The organism is Ruegeria sp. HKCCA5491, assembly GCF_013034565.1.
GTDB lineage: Bacteria > Pseudomonadota > Alphaproteobacteria > Rhodobacterales > Rhodobacteraceae > Ruegeria.
In genome coordinates, this window is the sequence record NZ_WQGG01000012.1 from 100,949 (window position 1) to 115,181 (window position 14,233).

The following is a 14,233-nucleotide window of genomic DNA, read 5'->3' on the forward strand; positions in this document are numbered from 1 at the left end:
AAAAAAAGGCGGATTGCAGTGTTCTGCGGTCCGCTTACCCTCGGGCCATTAACCGCGCCACGTCCAGCATCCGGGCTGAAAAGCCCCATTCGTTGTCATACCATCCGAAAACGCGAACCTGACACTCACCGATCTGGCGTGTTTCGGGGCCTGCGATAACCAGAGACTCGGGGCGCGTGCGCAGGTCGGACGAGACCAACGGTTCGTCCGTCCAACCCAATACTGGCGAGGACGACACTGCCGCGCGCAATTCCTTATCGAACGCCTTGGGTGTCATACCTCGTTCCAGTGTCACAACCAGATCAACCGCTGAAACACTGGCTGTCGGAACCCGAACAGCGGCCCCGGAAATGCGCCCTGCGAGGTGGGGCAGAACCTCATCAATCAGATGCGTGGCACTTGTGGTGGTCGGCACCATCGACAACGCTCCCGCGCGAGAACGGGCCAGATCACCGCGCGGCGCGTCGACCATCGGCTGGCTGTTGGTATAGCAGTGGATGGTGGTCATATGCGCCGAGGCCACGCCCCCGATTCGATCCAGAACCTTGACCAAGGGCGCAAGCCCGTTGGTCGTGCAGGATGCGTTTGAAACAATCCGCGCGGCACCCAGTTGATCTTCGTTCGCGCCTAGAACAATCGTGATTTCGGTTGCGGGGGACGGGCCAGAGATCAGCACCTTGCTGGCCCCAGCAGTCAGACCCTGGCTGGCCACATCCGACGTTCTGGCAACACCGGTGCAGTCCATCAGGACATCAACGCCGGTCAAGTCCACCTGTGACAAGTCCGAACTATGCGTGACCGGGATTGCGCGCCCGTCTACCACCAGTTCCGCGTCACCTTGCGCGACCGTACCGGTGTAGGGGCCAAACGTGCTGTCGTATTTGAACAGATAAGCGCAGGTCTCAAGCGGTGCGATATCGTTGATCAGCACCAGCTCAACGTCGTTGTCCTGCGGCTGTGCCAGAAGCTGCCGCAGGATCGTGCGGCCGATCCGACCGAATCCGTTAATCGCGAGTTTCATGCGCAAGCTATGGCAGTGCGTTGCGCTGACCTCAATGCCCGTTTGGTGCCGGGGTCAGTTGCAGCTGACTTGCGAGAAGAACTGCCCCGAGATGTTTTGATACATGCTGCCAACAATTGGTCTGCATCCCGTGGCCTGCTGAATCGCGGTTGCGGCCTGAAGCGTCCGCAGGCGCGGCGGCGGGCCAAAGGGATTCAGATTGTTGTTGTCCCGCGTCGCGCGGTACACGACCGGCGCATCCGACACCTGCGTCACCGCCCAAGTGCGGCTCATGACGAAAACCTGTTTGGTTTCTTCCTTGGCTACAACAGGGGTTGCCTGAAAAGCAGTCAGGCCAACTGTTGCCGCCAGTGCCAGCATTGATCCGCGCAGTACCATTGAACAATCTCCAGTGCTAAAAACAGGTGTTATTTCACCAGATTCAAGCGCTTCTGTGAAGCCCTGCGCGGGAAAAAGCCGATTTGCCGTCAACGCTTGGTTAACGACAGCGGCATGTGCCGGTTTACGTCCTTGTAAAGCAGATAGCGAAATCTGCCCGGCCCACCGGCGTAACAGGCCTGAGGGCAGAACGCGCGCAGCCACATATAGTCGCCCGCCTCGACCTCGACCCAGTCCTGATTCAACCGATAGACGGCTTTGCCTTCTAACACATACAGGCCATGTTCCATGACGTGTGTTTCGGCAAACGGGATGACGCCGCCGGGTTCGAACGTCACGATGTTGACGTGCATGTCATGGCGCAAGTCCTGAAGGTCCGCGAACCGGGTGGTCGCCCAGCGCCCGTCGGTTCCGGGCATGGGGATCGGCGCAACGTCGCGCTCGTTCGTGATGATCGGGTCGGGGGCTGGCAGGCCGGGGACCGCTTCATAGGCTTTGCGAACCCAGTGAAAACGCGCGGTTTCATCGGCACGGTTGTGCAGGGTCCAGTCCGATCCGGCCGGAATATAAGCGTATCCTCCGGTTTCAAGGACGTGGACAGCCCCGTCCAAGGTCAACGCCACGGCCCCTTCGACCACGAACAGAACACCTTGTGCGTTTGCGTCTGTCTCGGGCTGGTCGCTGCCGCCGCCCGGCTGAACCTCCATGATGTACTGAGAGAACGTCTCGGCAAATCCGCTCAGGGGGCGGGACAGGACCCAAAGGCGGGTGTTTTCCCAGAACGGCAAATTGCTGGTTACGATATCCCGCATCGTGCCCTTGGGGATCACGGCATATGCGTCGGTGAACATGGCGCGGTCAGTCAAAAGCTGATCCTGCCCCGGGTGACCCCCGGTTGGCGCATAGTATGTTGGCTGTGCCATTTCGTGCCTCTAACTCGTGTTTCGGGCACTATGCTGGGATTGCACTTTCGCCTCTAGCGGCAGAGTCGCGATAGGTTTGTTCGGATTTATTTGAAGGTCGCAAGAGGACTTGGCCGCCCATTGCAGGCGGTATAGTCTGAATGACGAAGTCATTTTTGAAAGGCGAGGTATTCATGAAACCTCTGGCGGTCACGGCATTTGTTTTTGCAGCTATGGTGGGTTTTGGAACAGGCGGTCACGCCAAGCCCTTGTCGAGAATCATTGCTGAAATGGGCCTAAGCCCAGCGGACTTCAACGTGGTGAACGCGACAGCGGATTCGATGCTGGAAAATGGCGCGCCTCTGGTCGGAACGGAACGCAATTGGACCAGTCAGGATTCGGGGTCAAAAGGAACCATTCGTGTGCGCGATGTGCGGGACAATTGTGTGCATTTCCAACACTTGATCCAGCCTGAAGGCACCGAGCAGGTGCGCGAGGTCAGAACTCGCAGATGTCAGGACGCTGGTGGCGCCTGGATTCTGACCCCCTGACCAACGATCAATACCCCCGCGCGCGGTCCACTTCGTGCAGCAGGGGTTTTCCGTCGGTCAGACGCTGAAAATTCTCGGCCACATCCCCAAGGGCCTCGCCCAGATGCCAACCCGAAACATGCGGGGTGATCATCACGTTCGGGTGAGCCCAGAGAGGGCTTTGCGATGGCAGCGGTTCAGTGGACGTGACATCAAGAACAGCGTGCCCCAATGTGCCCTTGTCCAAAGCCGAGATTAGCGCTGTTTCGTCTATCAGATCCCCACGTCCAGCATTCAGCAGTTGACTGCCCGGCTTCATGGCCGCCAGCATTTCGGCATCGAACAATCCGATGGTCTGCGGGGTCGACGGCAGGATCGCGCAGACATGGTCGCATTGGCCCAATAGGTCGGGCAAGGCTGCGTCCCCGTGCACGCAAGTCACCCCGTCAAGTTGTTTGGGTGATCGGCTCCAGCCCATGACGTTGAACCCAATCGCACGCAGCATCAGGGCGCTGCGTGCACCGATATGTCCCAAACCCAGAACGCCGACGGTTTTCTCGGGAGTATAGCCCGGTGCCTTGGGCAGCCACTCCGCCTTGCGCTGGGCTGTTTCGTAGAAAGAAACGTTTCTTTGGCGATGCAGGATGTAGGTCACGAACCACTCGGCAATGCCTTGTGCAGGGGCATCCGGTTTCAGGCGCGCCACCCGAACGCGATCGGGCAGGTTTGGATTGTTGATGATCGTTTCAACCCCTGCACCCAATTTCTGAACCAGTTTCAGATTGGGAAGTTGCGTTGGGTGTGTATCGTTCAAGCCGACGACGGCAATCATCGTTATGTCGGCGGGGTCGCCGATGGTGTCTGGCGTCCTGACGTCCATACCGGGGCGCAAGCGCTTAATTTCACGAACTATGTCGCCATCACTCATCCAGTCGGAAAGTCCTGTTTCGATCAGCAAGGCCATTTTGCGCTCCGTAGTTTTTATTCCAGGTGTGGTGACGTTCTGACCACCAACCGGACGGTGTACTGGCAGCTAATTCATTCTCTTCGGGAACGTAAAGACTGGTCTCGGGGTTTGAGCAGAAATTTTCTTCGCACTTTGTGCAAACTCAGTGCTTGGCTGGTGGGCCGTATGCGATACACAGATGTCAGGCCGCCCGGACCGGCTGGAGAATTGTTTTTGGGGAAAAGGTATAGACAAGAACATGAGCGGCAACCCTGATCTGAACCAGCAGTCGTTTTTTCACATTCGTTCAGATGGGGCATTTGTCGGCAACGAAGCTGCGCGCGGTCCCTGGTCGCCAGATCATTGTCATGCCGGGCCAGTCACGGGTCTTGTTGCGCGGGCCGCTGAAACCGAAGTCGGCCCGGAAAAGATGCTGACCCGCTTGACCATCGACATGCTGCGCCCGATGCCCTTGGCGGGGTTGCGCGTGGCGGCGGAAACCACGCGCCATACCAAGACGATGGCAACGACCCGGGTCACCGTGCATGATTTGGACGATACGCTTTGTGCCACTGCAACGACCATGCATCTGGTTCGTCGAAATCTCGGGCCTGTCCCAAATGTAGCTGTACCTCCGCCCCAACTTGAAGGTGCGGTAATCGGCCCTTTCCCGATAGGCGAGACACGTCACAACCTTGGCGGCTTTGCCAACCACACCGAGATTCTGTATCCCAAGGGCGTCAGTTTTGGGCCCGGGCCCAAGGCGATTTGGATGCGCGCGCCGTCCTTGTTGTCTGATGAGGTCCAGTCGCCGATTCAGGCGCTGTGTCCTTTGGCCGATTGCGCCAACGGCTTATCATGGAATGCGCCCACGACCGAAATGGGGTTTATGAACACGGACCTGACCGTGCAAATTCACCGCGAACCGGTATCAGATTGGCTGGCGTCCGATTCAATTTGCCACTGGCAGCCGTCTGGAATCGGCCTGTCTCAGGCGGTGCTTTATGACACCGAAGGTCCGATCGGTGCGGCGTTGCAGACGCTGGTTCTGTTCCCGCAGCCCTGATTGATGGCCGAAAACCGCGCTCATGCTACGAAACGCATTGCCGGGCGCAGATGGTCATCCTATCTTTCGCATATGCGTTGGTTTTTGACCCTTTTGGCCTGTTGTGCCCCGATTCCGGCCCTGACTCACCCTCATGTCTTTATCGACACGGGGTTAGAGTTCATCGTGGATGAAACCGGAAACCTGACACATGTCCGCGTCACATGGGCCTATGATGAATTCTATTCGCTTCTGATCCTTGAAGACATGAAGCTGGATCAGGACGCGGACGGCATACTGACCCCAGCAGAAGAAGGTTTTCTTGCAGGGTTTGATGCGCAATGGGTCGAAGGATACAACGGCGATCTTTTGGTTTGGGCGGATGGGAAGCCAGTTGCCCTGTCTGGCCCGGCAGAGGCGTCTGCCAGGACTGAGGATGGTCGCATCGTCACAACTCATCTGAGGGCGGTCGAGGATGCGGCGGCACCGGCGGCGAACCTGACGGCCAAAGCTTTTGATGAAACCTATTACACCGCATACGAAGTAACGCGACCCGTTACCGTTTCCGGGCCGCATTCATGCCAGATTGACCGGATCGAGCCGGATATTGACGGGCAGTTGGCCCAGATGCAGGCGTTTTTGCGCACATTGGACGCCGACTATGATCTTGAGGAAAACGATATCCCGCTTGTCGGCGAAAACTTTGCGACCGAGATCCGTATTTCATGTCCAAATACCTGATTGTACCGGTCGCTCTGGCCATTGGATTGCTGCTTTGGTTCTGGGGCAGCGGAGGCTTCGATCAGCTTGCGGCTTGGGCGGCTGGCGAACAGCGCGCTTTCCAGAACCAGATCGCTCGCTCTTTAAGGGCCGCCCGAGCCGAGCAGCCCGAGGCGGTTGCGACATTGCTAACCGTTTGTTTCGCCTATGGGTTTTTCCATGCCATTGGTCCGGGGCATGGCAAGGTGTTGATCGGGGGGTACGGCTTGGGGCGCCGCGTTGCGTTCTGGCGCTTGTCGGCAATCAGCGTTTTGTCGAGCTTGGGACAGGCTGTAACCGCGATCGTGCTTGTCTATGCGGGTGTTCTGGTGTTCCAGATGTCACGGGAAAGCCTTGTGGGGACGACCGAACAGGTCATGGCACCTATAAGCTATGGCGCCATTGCAGCAATCGGGCTGTGGCTGGTTTTCCGAGCCTTGCGGAGCTTTGCAAGGCGGCACAAGTCCCAAACAGCCCATCACGATCACCATCATCACAACCATGGCGACCACCATCACGACCATCATCACCATGAAGGCGAAGTCTGTTCGGATTGTGGCCACCGCCACGGCCCCACCGCCGAGGAAGTTGCTAATGTCGGTAGCTTACGCGAGGCGTTGATTCTAATCGCGGGTATCGCGGCGCGCCCCTGCACTGGCGCGTTGTTTGTGCTGATCCTGACGTGGCAGATGGGCATCGCGATGGTGGGGATTGCGGGTGCGTTTGCAATGGCATTGGGAACGGCGATGGTCACGACTCTGGTCGGTTGGACCTCTTTGGGGCTACGCGGTGGTTTGCTGGCCTCGGCCTCGGCAACGCGGTTCGCACAAGTGCTGGCCCCTACCATCGAACTGGTTGCTGGGCTGATGATTGCCGTGATTGCCAGCGGGCTGTTGCTGCGCGCTATCTGACCGTATCAAAAAACTGGCTGGGGATAACCGACCTGCGCCAGATAGAGCCCTTGCGGAGGGCATACCGGGCCACAAGCCGCACGGTCAGCCGCTTGCAGCGCGGCACGCACATCTTCGGGCGTCCAAGCGCCCGCGCCAACACGTTCCAGCGTGCCGACAAAGCTGCGCACCTGATTGTGCAGGAAAGACCGGGCGCGGACGTGAAAGTGGATTTCGGGGCCGGAAAAACCCTGAACCTGTTCAACGCGCAATTCGTCCAGAGTTTTGACCGGGCTGGCAGCCTGACAGATCGAGGATCGAAACGTCGTAAAGTCATGTCGGCCGATCAGCATGTCTGCGCCTGCTTGCATGGCGTCCACATCCAGCATGTGGTTGATCTGCCAGACCTGCCCCGCGTCGTGGGTTGCGGGCGCGCGGCGCATCAGAATGCGGAACAGGTACTGCCGCTCCACCGCGGAAAACCGGGCGTGCCAGTCATCCTCGACATGTGCGGCTTTCACGATCGCTACAGGCTGCGGTTTCAAGTGATAATTCAACGCCTCTGACAGGCGGAACGGATCCCATTCCTTAGCCATGTCGCAATGGGCAACCTGTCCCAGCGCGTGCACCCCTGCATCCGTTCGACCGGCTGCAGCAATCGTATGCGCGCCGGGCTGGATACGCGACAACGCCTGTTCGATCGCCCCCTGAACGGAAGGCAACTCTTTCTGCCGTTGCCACCCGGCGAACGGCTCTCCTTGGTATTCGACTTTCAGTGCGTATCTTGGCATGGGCTGCTGGTAACGTCCTGCAACGCAACGGGCAAGGGTGGGAAAGCGCTGGTATGTCGGGTCCTCGCTGCCTATTTTGAAAGAAACGAAAACAGCGGGGCGACAATTTGGTCATCTCTTCCCTGTCAGACAGTCTGGTGCGCGGGTTTGAAACTGTCGGCGACAGCGTGTCCGAAGCCCTGTTCGAGCCGGTCATCCGTCTGGGCGTTACAGGACTGGCGCGATCTGGAAAAACGGTGTTTATCACCTCGCTTGTCGCCAATTTGCAGGACCGTGGCCGCATGACTGGTCTTGTGGCCCAGCGTGAGGGGCGGATTAACGCCGCCTATCTTCAGCCGCAGCCCGACGACACGGTGCCCCGGTTCGACTATGAAAACCATCTGGCGGCCCTGACCGGACCGCGACCTCATTGGCCGGACAGCACCCGCGCCGTGTCGGAACTGCGCTTGTCGTTCAAAGTGCGTCCCGCTGGTTTGCTTTCGGGGTTGCAAGGGCCGCGGACGGTTCATCTGGATATCGTTGACTATCCGGGTGAGTGGCTTTTGGACTTGGCTCTGTTGGACAAGTCTTATGAGGAGTGGTCGGCCGAGACATTGAACCGCATAGCAGGGCGCGCCGAGGCTGACGCGTTTCTGACGTTGGCCAAGGCCGCAGAGCCCAGAGCGGATCATGACGAATCCACCGCGCAGTCGTTGGCCAAAGCGTTTTCAGATTACCTGAACGCGGCGCGGGATGCAGGATACTATGACTGCACGCCCGGGCGGTTCCTGTTGCCCGGTGATTTGTCGGGCTCTCCGGTTCTGACCTTTGCGCCCGTGCCGGTCGAGGGAAAGCCCCATCGGCGCAGCCTACATCACGAGATGGCGCGCCGGTACGCGGCCTATAAATCTCAGGTCGTGAAGCCGTTCTTTCGCGACCATTTTTCCCGAATTGACCGACAGGTCGTGTTGGTCGATGCGTTGGGCGCAATTCACAAGGGGCCGCAGGCGGTCGAAGACATGCGCCGTGCCATGGCCGATATCCTGTCCGCGTTCCGACCGGGCCGCAATGCGTGGTTGAGCCAATTGCTTGTGGGCAAACGGGTCGAGCGTATCCTTTTTGCGGCGACCAAGGCCGATCACCTGCATCATCTGCAGCACCCCCGCCTGACCAACATCATGGAGGCCTTAACGCGCGACGCCCGCGACCGGGCGAACTTTGCCGGAGCGCAAACGGCGGCCTTGTCACTGGCGGCGCTGCGCGCGACAACCGAAGAAATCCGGTCCCATCAGGGGGCAGACCTTCCTTGCGTGCGCGGTACTCTGCCTGATGGCAAGCACGCGGCTTTCTATCCTGGTGAGTTGCCCGAAGACCCTGCCCGCCTGTTGGGGCCGGCCCGCGGCGGGGCAGGCGCATGGCTGGACGCCGATTATGGTTTCATGGCGTTTGAGCCTGCCCAACTGACATTGCGGCCGGGCGACGGCCCACCCCATATCAGGTTGGACCGGGCGGCGCAGTTTCTGATAGGAGACCGAATATGACCGTGATCCTTCGTCCGGCCCGTAGCACAGACGCCGGGGCGACCGGTGAAATCCTGCACGGTTTCGCACGCGAGCATGACTGGATGCCGGAACTGCACTCGCGCGCCGAGACCATAGCCTTTTGCGGTCGGATGATTGATCAGGACTGGGTGACTGTGGCGGAAACCGATGACAGCGTCGTGGGATTTCTGGCTTTGAACCAATGCGAAGTTCATTCCCTGTACCTTGCACCCAAGGCCCGCGGGCGCGGCATCGGGCAGCGCCTGCTGGACCACGCCAAGTCTATGCGGTCAGAACTGTCCCTGTTCGCCTTTCAGTCAAACCACCGGGCCTGCCAATTTTATGAACGCAACGGATTTGCCGAAGTCGCCCGAAGCGACGGAGCGGACAACGACGAACACCTGCCGGACATCAAATACGTCTGGAAGCGAAGCGAGGCTGCTGATGGCTAAAGGTCCCGTTGTTTTCGATCTCGATGCCGAAGAGCCCTCGGTTGACGTGTCCGCTGCGCCGCCGGTGCCGGATGTCGCGCCAGTGCAAGGGCAGGCCATGCAAACGGCGGTCAGGTTGGCGGCCAGAAAGCCCTCGGTCTTGTCCCGGTGGTTTTGGGGGCTGGCAACGGCAGCAGTTGGTGCCGTCGTTTCCATAGCCGCGTGGGATTTTGTCACTTCACTGGTGCTACGCGCGCCTGTTCTGGGATGGATCGTAACCGGTCTGTTTGGCGCGCTGGCTCTGGTCGCGCTGCTTATTGCCCTGCGCGAGTTGGCCGCGATTGGGCGGTTGTCTCGTATTGACGGCCTGCGCCGGGCCGCTGACGAGGCGCTGGCCGATGAAGACTTGAAAAAGGCCCGCGACGTTACCCAAAAACTGATCAATTTCTACAAAGGCCGCGACGATACGAAATGGGGGCGTGACCGATTGAACGAACGTATGGCCGAGCAATTCGACGCCTCGGGCTTGTTTGAACTGGCCGAAGATGAATTGCTTGTCCCACTCGATGCGGCCGCCAGCCGCGAGGTCGAAGCCGCGGCGCGTCAGGTCGCAACCGTGACGGCTCTGGTCCCGCTGGCTTTGGCGGACGTTGTGACGGCGCTGGCAGCGTCGCTTAGGATGATCCGGCGCATTGCTGAAATCTATGGCGGACGTTCCGGGTTTCTGGGGGGGTGGCGGCTGACGCGTGCCGTATTCGTGCATTTGGTGGCCACTGGCGCCGTGGCGGTTGGCGACGATCTGCTAGAGCCGGTTTTGGGTGGCTCGGTCCTTAGCAAACTGTCCCGCCGATTTGGCGAAGGGTTGGTGAACGGAGCCCTGAGCGCCCGCGTCGGTGTTGCCGCAATGGATGTCTGCCGTCCTTTGCCGTTCTCGGACCGTCATAAACCGTCGACGCGCACGATGATCAAGCGGGCTTTGACAGGTTTGTTCACCAAGACTTGACCTAACGCAAAGATTTCCTGTCTGCTGGTCCGCATTAAAGCGCCGGAGCCAGCCATGACCGAGCACGGACACAGCCAGCAGGAAATTTCCGAGAGGATCAATGCCCCTCCGGGCCGCGGCGTGCTGCGTGATGTTGTCTATGGCGGTATTGACGGTTCGGTCACGACATTTGCGATCATTGCTGGCGTGGCTGGGGCGGGTTTGTCACCGTTTGTCATTGTTGTTCTGGGATTGGCCAATGTTCTGGCCGACGGGTTTTCCATGGCAGCAGGGAACTATTCGGGTACCAAGGCCGAACTGGACAACATCCGCCGTATTCGGGCCATCGAAGAACGTCATATTGACCTTTATCCCGATGGAGAACGTCGCGAGGTCCGCGAAATCCTTGCCCAGAAAGGCTTGTCCGGGCGCGTGCTGGACGAGGCGACCGATGCGATCACGGACAACCACGAAAACTGGATAAACCTAATGATCGAGGGCGAATATGGCCTCGGAACCGTTGATCCAAACCCGTTCAAGGCTGCGATGGCCACGTTCATGGCCTTTTTGGTTGCAGGGATGATTCCGCTCTTGCCGTTTTTACTGTCGGTCGAGAACGCGTTCACGGTGTCTGTCTGGATGACGATGGGTGTGTTCTTTGCGATAGGCGCGTTGAAAAGCCGATGGTCGCTGGCCCCTTGGTGGCGGTCAGGGATGGAAACGCTGCTGATTGGTGGTGCAGCCGCGTTGATCGCGTATCTGGTGGGGTCGTTATTCCACCCATAACGGGGGCTTGTGTATCGACGGGCAATGGAACCCGCGCCATTCGCCGCAGGGGGCGGAACCTCTGGACCATCCGAAGCGGGCGTCCTATAAGCGCGGCCATGTATGACCAGATGGCCATCATTATTCGAATTATATCCCCGGCGCTCTGATATCCTGAGACGCCGGGCAAAGGTGTTTGAGACCTCGCACCGACCGCTTCGATCCATACGACGAACAGATGATCCAAAGGACGCCCCCAATGTGCGCCGAAACACCTGATTACAAAGATACGCTGAACCTGCCCAAAACCGATTTCCCCATGCGCGCCGGATTGCCCAAGCGCGAACCCGCATGGTTGGAACGGTGGGAGAAAATCGGCGTTTACGACCGCCTGCGTGAAAAACAGGGCCGCACGCCCTTTACTCTGCATGATGGCCCCCCCTATGCGAACGGCCACCTGCATATCGGTCACGCGTTGAACAAGACCATCAAGGACATGATCGTGCGGTCCCATCAGATGATGGGTTTCGACGCGCGTTACGTGCCGGGCTGGGACTGCCACGGTCTGCCGATCGAATGGAAGATCGAGGAGCAGTACCGCAAGAAGGGCAAGAACAAGGACGAAGTGAACGTCGTCGATTTCCGTCAGGAATGCCGCAAGTTCGCCGAGGGCTGGATCGACATCCAGCGGGACGAGTTCAAGCGTCTTGGCATCACCGGCAACTGGGCCGATCCCTATATCACTATGGACTATCACGCCGAGGCCGTGATCGCCGATGAGTTCATGAAGTTCCTGATGAACGGCACTCTGTATCAGGGGTCCAAGCCCGTGATGTGGTCGCCCATCGAAAAGACCGCGCTGGCCGAGGCCGAGGTTGAGTATCACGACAAGGAAAGCTTCACCATCTGGGTGAAGTTCAAGGTCGTGAATGCGGGCGATCTGGATGATGCGTGTGTCGTGATCTGGACCACGACCCCTTGGACCATGCCGTCGAACAAGGCGGTCGTGTATGGCAAGGACATCTCCTACGGACTGTACGAAGTCACCGGCGCGCCGGACGAATGCTGGGCCAGTGTGGGAGACAAGTTCCTGCTGGCCGACAATCTGGCCGCCGATGTGCTGGGTCGTGCGCGTCTGAACGACGACCAGTGGACTCGCGTCCGTGACGTGACCACGGATGAGCTGGCAGGTGTGCAACTGACGCACCCGTTGGCCGGGGCGGAGGGCGGCAATGGCGAATGGGACGACATCCGCGATTTCCGCGCGGCTGAGTTCGTGACCGATACCGAAGGGACCGGTTTCGTCCACTGTGCGCCGTCGCATGGGATGGAGGAGTTCGAGCTTTATCGCGATCTGGGCATGCTTGAGCAGGTCATCACTTATAACGTTATGGACGACGGCTCTTTCCGTGCTGACCTGCCGTTCTTTGGTGGCAAATACATCCTGTCCCGCAAGGGCGGTGAGGGTGACGCGAACAAAGCGGTCATCGACAAGCTGGTCGAGGTCGGAGGGCTGCTGGCGCGGGGCAAGATCAAGCACAGCTATCCGCATTCGTGGCGCTCGAAAGCTCCGATCATCTATCGGAACACGCCGCAGTGGTTTGCATCCGTCGACCGCAAACTGGACGACGGCATGGGCGAGATGGGGGATACCATCCGTGAACGCGCCCTGCGCTCCATCGACGAACTGGTGAAGTGGACGCCGCAGACTGGTCGCAACCGTCTGTATTCGATGATCGAGGCGCGCCCGGATTGGGTTCTGTCCCGCCAGCGCGCCTGGGGTGTGCCGCTGACGTGTTTCACAAAGAAGGGCGCTCTGCCCACCGACGCGGATTACCTGCTGCGCAATGCTGATCTGAACGCGCGCATCAAAGCGGCGTTCGAGGAAAATGGCGCGGATATTTGGTATACCGACGGGTTCAAGGAACAGATGCTGGACGGCATCGCCAACCCCGACGACTATGATCAGGTGTTTGACGTGCTGGACGTGTGGTTCGATAGTGGCTCGACCCACGCTTTCGTTCTGCGCGATCGTGAGGACGGGACCGAGGACGGCATTGCTGACGTCTATATGGAAGGCACCGACCAACACCGCGGGTGGTTCCATTCGTCCATGCTGCAGGCTTGCGGCACCAAGGGCCGCGCGCCCTACCGGAACGTGGTGACCCATGGCTTTACGCTGGATGCCAAAGGCAACAAGATGTCCAAATCACTGGGCAATACCATCGTGCCGGAAGAGGTCATCAAGCAATACGGTGCCGATATCCTGCGTCTGTGGGTGGCCCAGACCGACTATACCGCCGACCAGCGGATCGGGCCGGAGATCCTGAAAGGCACCGCCGACAGCTATCGCCGTCTGCGCAACACGATGCGCTTTATGCTGGGATCGCTGGCGGATTTCACCGAAGCCGACCGGGTCGCGCCCGAAGACATGCCGCGTCTGGAGCGTTGGGTTCTGAGCCGTCTGGCCGACCTGGATGAACAGGTGTGCAAAGGCTATGCCGCGTTCGATTTCCAGGGTGTGTTTAGCGCCGTGTTCACCTTTGCCACGGTTGATCTGTCCTCGTTCTATTTCGACGTGCGCAAGGATGCGCTCTATTGCGACGGCGACAACCTGCGCCGCCGCGCTGCGCGGACTGTTCTGGACATCCTATTCCACCGTCTGACTACATGGTTGGCCCCGGTTCTGGTCTTCACCATGGAAGAGGTCTGGCTGGAGCGGTTCCCGGGCGATGACAGCTCGGTTCATCTGGTGGACTTCCCTGACACGCCAGCCGACTGGCGCGATGCTGATCTTGAATCCAGCATGGCCAAAATCCGCCGCGTCCGCCGCGCCGTGACTGCCGCGCTGGAGGTTCAGCGCCAAGAGAAAGTCATCGGTTCCAGCCTTGAGGCCGCGCCGATTGTGTATGTTGAAGACACCGAGGTTCGTGACCTGCTGGCGACTTTCGACGTGGATGATCTGTGCATCACCTCGGGCCTGACCGTTACCGGCGATCCAGCCCCGGCCGAGGCATTTCGCGTGCCCGAGATCGAGGGGGTCGCGGTGGTGTTTGAAAAAGCCGAGGGTGAAAAGTGCCAACGCTGCTGGAAAATCCTGCCGGATGTGGGGCGCCATGCGCATGACGGCGTGTGCGGACGCTGTAACGAGGCATTGGGATAAGTTTCGGGATTTTGCGAGGCTCTGCCTCGCGCTCCGAAGTATTTTTGAACAGAAGAAGCAAGGGGCGCGACCTGATTGGGGTTGCGCCCTTTGTCAAAACGCTGTCAGCA

14 protein-coding genes are annotated in these 14,233 nt (G+C 59.3%); 9 read left to right on the forward strand and 5 right to left on the reverse strand.

Annotated features, from left to right (window positions below; all coding sequences use genetic code 11):
* Positions 1-34: 34 nt before the first annotated feature.
* The 3 genes from GOV88_RS16200 to GOV88_RS16210 form a co-directional block, all read right to left on the reverse strand.
* A complete protein-coding gene (locus GOV88_RS16200) occupies positions 35-1,021 on the reverse strand; it encodes a type I glyceraldehyde-3-phosphate dehydrogenase (RefSeq protein ID WP_171241079.1) in 987 nt (328 codons plus the stop codon).
* Between the two features lie 54 nt (positions 1,022-1,075).
* Entirely contained in the window at positions 1,076-1,399 is a 324-nt protein-coding gene (locus GOV88_RS16205) for a hypothetical protein (protein ID WP_171121807.1), read from the reverse strand.
* A gap of 89 nt (positions 1,400-1,488) precedes the next feature.
* Positions 1,489-2,322 (reverse strand): bifunctional allantoicase/(S)-ureidoglycine aminohydrolase, encoded by an 834-nt coding sequence (locus GOV88_RS16210; RefSeq protein ID WP_171241080.1) that lies wholly within the window; start codon positions 2,320-2,322, stop codon positions 1,489-1,491.
* 140 nt (positions 2,323-2,462) lie between these two features.
* On the opposite strand from GOV88_RS16210, the gene GOV88_RS16215 reads away from it, so the two are divergent.
* Positions 2,463-2,852 carry a hypothetical protein gene (locus tag GOV88_RS16215; protein ID WP_171121809.1) on the forward strand — a complete coding sequence of 130 codons (390 nt, stop codon included), beginning with the start codon at positions 2,463-2,465 and terminating at the stop codon, positions 2,850-2,852.
* Between the two features lie 7 nt (positions 2,853-2,859).
* Here the strand turns inward: GOV88_RS16215 and GOV88_RS16220 are convergent, their stop codons facing one another.
* Entirely contained in the window at positions 2,860-3,795 is a 936-nt protein-coding gene (locus tag GOV88_RS16220) for a glyoxylate/hydroxypyruvate reductase A (protein WP_171241081.1), read from the reverse strand.
* Positions 3,796-4,036: 241 nt separating this feature from the next.
* On the opposite strand from GOV88_RS16220, the gene GOV88_RS16225 reads away from it, so the two are divergent.
* Genes GOV88_RS16225 through GOV88_RS16235 form a run of 3 tightly spaced genes read left to right on the forward strand, consistent with a single transcriptional unit; the run spans position 4,037 to position 6,492 of the window.
* Entirely contained in the window at positions 4,037-4,843 is an 807-nt protein-coding gene (locus GOV88_RS16225; protein ID WP_171121811.1) for a thioesterase family protein, read from the forward strand.
* Positions 4,844-4,846: 3 nt separating this feature from the next.
* Positions 4,847-5,563, forward strand: coding sequence for a DUF1007 family protein (locus GOV88_RS16230; protein ID WP_371808257.1), 717 nt, complete (start codon positions 4,847-4,849; stop codon positions 5,561-5,563).
* Positions 5,548-6,492: a nickel/cobalt transporter gene (locus tag GOV88_RS16235; protein ID WP_171210978.1), complete on the forward strand. Its 945-nt coding sequence runs from the start codon at positions 5,548-5,550 to the stop codon at positions 6,490-6,492. The genes GOV88_RS16230 and GOV88_RS16235 overlap by 16 nt, the downstream gene beginning before the upstream one ends.
* A 5-nt stretch (positions 6,493-6,497) precedes the next feature.
* Here the strand turns inward: GOV88_RS16235 and truA are convergent, their stop codons facing one another.
* Entirely contained in the window at positions 6,498-7,262 is a 765-nt protein-coding gene (gene truA, locus GOV88_RS16240; RefSeq protein ID WP_171210977.1) for a tRNA pseudouridine(38-40) synthase TruA, read from the reverse strand.
* Positions 7,263-7,369: 107 nt separating this feature from the next.
* Here truA and GOV88_RS16245 point away from each other — a divergent pair, with 107 nt between their 5' ends.
* The 5 genes from GOV88_RS16245 (at position 7,370) to ileS (ending at position 14,123) form a co-directional block, all read left to right on the forward strand.
* The gene (locus GOV88_RS16245; protein ID WP_171241082.1) at positions 7,370-8,782 is read left to right on the forward strand and encodes a YcjX family protein; all 1,413 of its coding nucleotides are present in this window, start codon (positions 7,370-7,372) and stop codon (positions 8,780-8,782) included.
* Complete coding sequence (locus GOV88_RS16250) at positions 8,779-9,234, forward strand: GNAT family N-acetyltransferase (protein ID WP_171241083.1); 456 nt, start codon at positions 8,779-8,781, stop codon at positions 9,232-9,234. The genes GOV88_RS16245 and GOV88_RS16250 overlap by 4 nt, the downstream gene beginning before the upstream one ends.
* On the forward strand, positions 9,227-10,216 hold the full coding sequence (locus tag GOV88_RS16255) for a YcjF family protein (RefSeq protein WP_171125735.1): 990 nt from the start codon (positions 9,227-9,229) through the stop codon (positions 10,214-10,216). Before GOV88_RS16250 ends, GOV88_RS16255 begins: the two co-directional genes overlap by 8 nt.
* Before the next feature lie 54 nt (positions 10,217-10,270).
* Positions 10,271-10,981, forward strand: a complete 711-nt coding sequence (locus tag GOV88_RS16260) for a VIT1/CCC1 transporter family protein (RefSeq protein ID WP_171125733.1) — start codon at positions 10,271-10,273, stop codon at positions 10,979-10,981.
* Positions 10,982-11,219: 238 nt separating this feature from the next.
* Complete coding sequence (gene ileS / locus GOV88_RS16265; RefSeq protein ID WP_171241113.1) at positions 11,220-14,123, forward strand: isoleucine--tRNA ligase; 2,904 nt, start codon at positions 11,220-11,222, stop codon at positions 14,121-14,123.
* The last annotated feature ends 110 nt before the right edge of the window (positions 14,124-14,233 follow it).

Excerpts from the sequence above, each read along its gene's own strand:
- GOV88_RS16215 (WP_171121809.1), top strand. The coding sequence starts at position 2,463 with ATGACGAAGTCATTTTTGAAAGGCGAGGTATTCATGAAACCTCTGGCG.
- GOV88_RS16200 (WP_171241079.1), bottom strand. The coding sequence starts at position 1,021 with ATGAAACTCGCGATTAACGGATTCGGTCGGATCGGCCGCACGATCCTG.
- GOV88_RS16225 (WP_171121811.1), top strand. The coding sequence starts at position 4,037 with ATGAGCGGCAACCCTGATCTGAACCAGCAGTCGTTTTTTCACATTCGT.
- truA (WP_171210977.1), bottom strand. The coding sequence starts at position 7,262 with ATGCCAAGATACGCACTGAAAGTCGAATACCAAGGAGAGCCGTTCGCC.
- GOV88_RS16250 (WP_171241083.1), top strand. The coding sequence starts at position 8,779 with ATGACCGTGATCCTTCGTCCGGCCCGTAGCACAGACGCCGGGGCGACC.
- GOV88_RS16255 (WP_171125735.1), top strand. The coding sequence starts at position 9,227 with ATGGCTAAAGGTCCCGTTGTTTTCGATCTCGATGCCGAAGAGCCCTCG.
- GOV88_RS16230 (WP_371808257.1), top strand. The coding sequence starts at position 4,847 with ATGGCCGAAAACCGCGCTCATGCTACGAAACGCATTGCCGGGCGCAGA.
- GOV88_RS16220 (WP_171241081.1), bottom strand. The coding sequence starts at position 3,795 with ATGGCCTTGCTGATCGAAACAGGACTTTCCGACTGGATGAGTGATGGC.
- GOV88_RS16260 (WP_171125733.1), top strand. The coding sequence starts at position 10,271 with ATGACCGAGCACGGACACAGCCAGCAGGAAATTTCCGAGAGGATCAAT.
- GOV88_RS16235 (WP_171210978.1), top strand. The coding sequence starts at position 5,548 with ATGTCCAAATACCTGATTGTACCGGTCGCTCTGGCCATTGGATTGCTG.
- ileS (WP_171241113.1), top strand. The coding sequence starts at position 11,220 with ATGTGCGCCGAAACACCTGATTACAAAGATACGCTGAACCTGCCCAAA.
- GOV88_RS16210 (WP_171241080.1), bottom strand. The coding sequence starts at position 2,322 with ATGGCACAGCCAACATACTATGCGCCAACCGGGGGTCACCCGGGGCAG.
- GOV88_RS16205 (WP_171121807.1), bottom strand. The coding sequence starts at position 1,399 with ATGGTACTGCGCGGATCAATGCTGGCACTGGCGGCAACAGTTGGCCTG.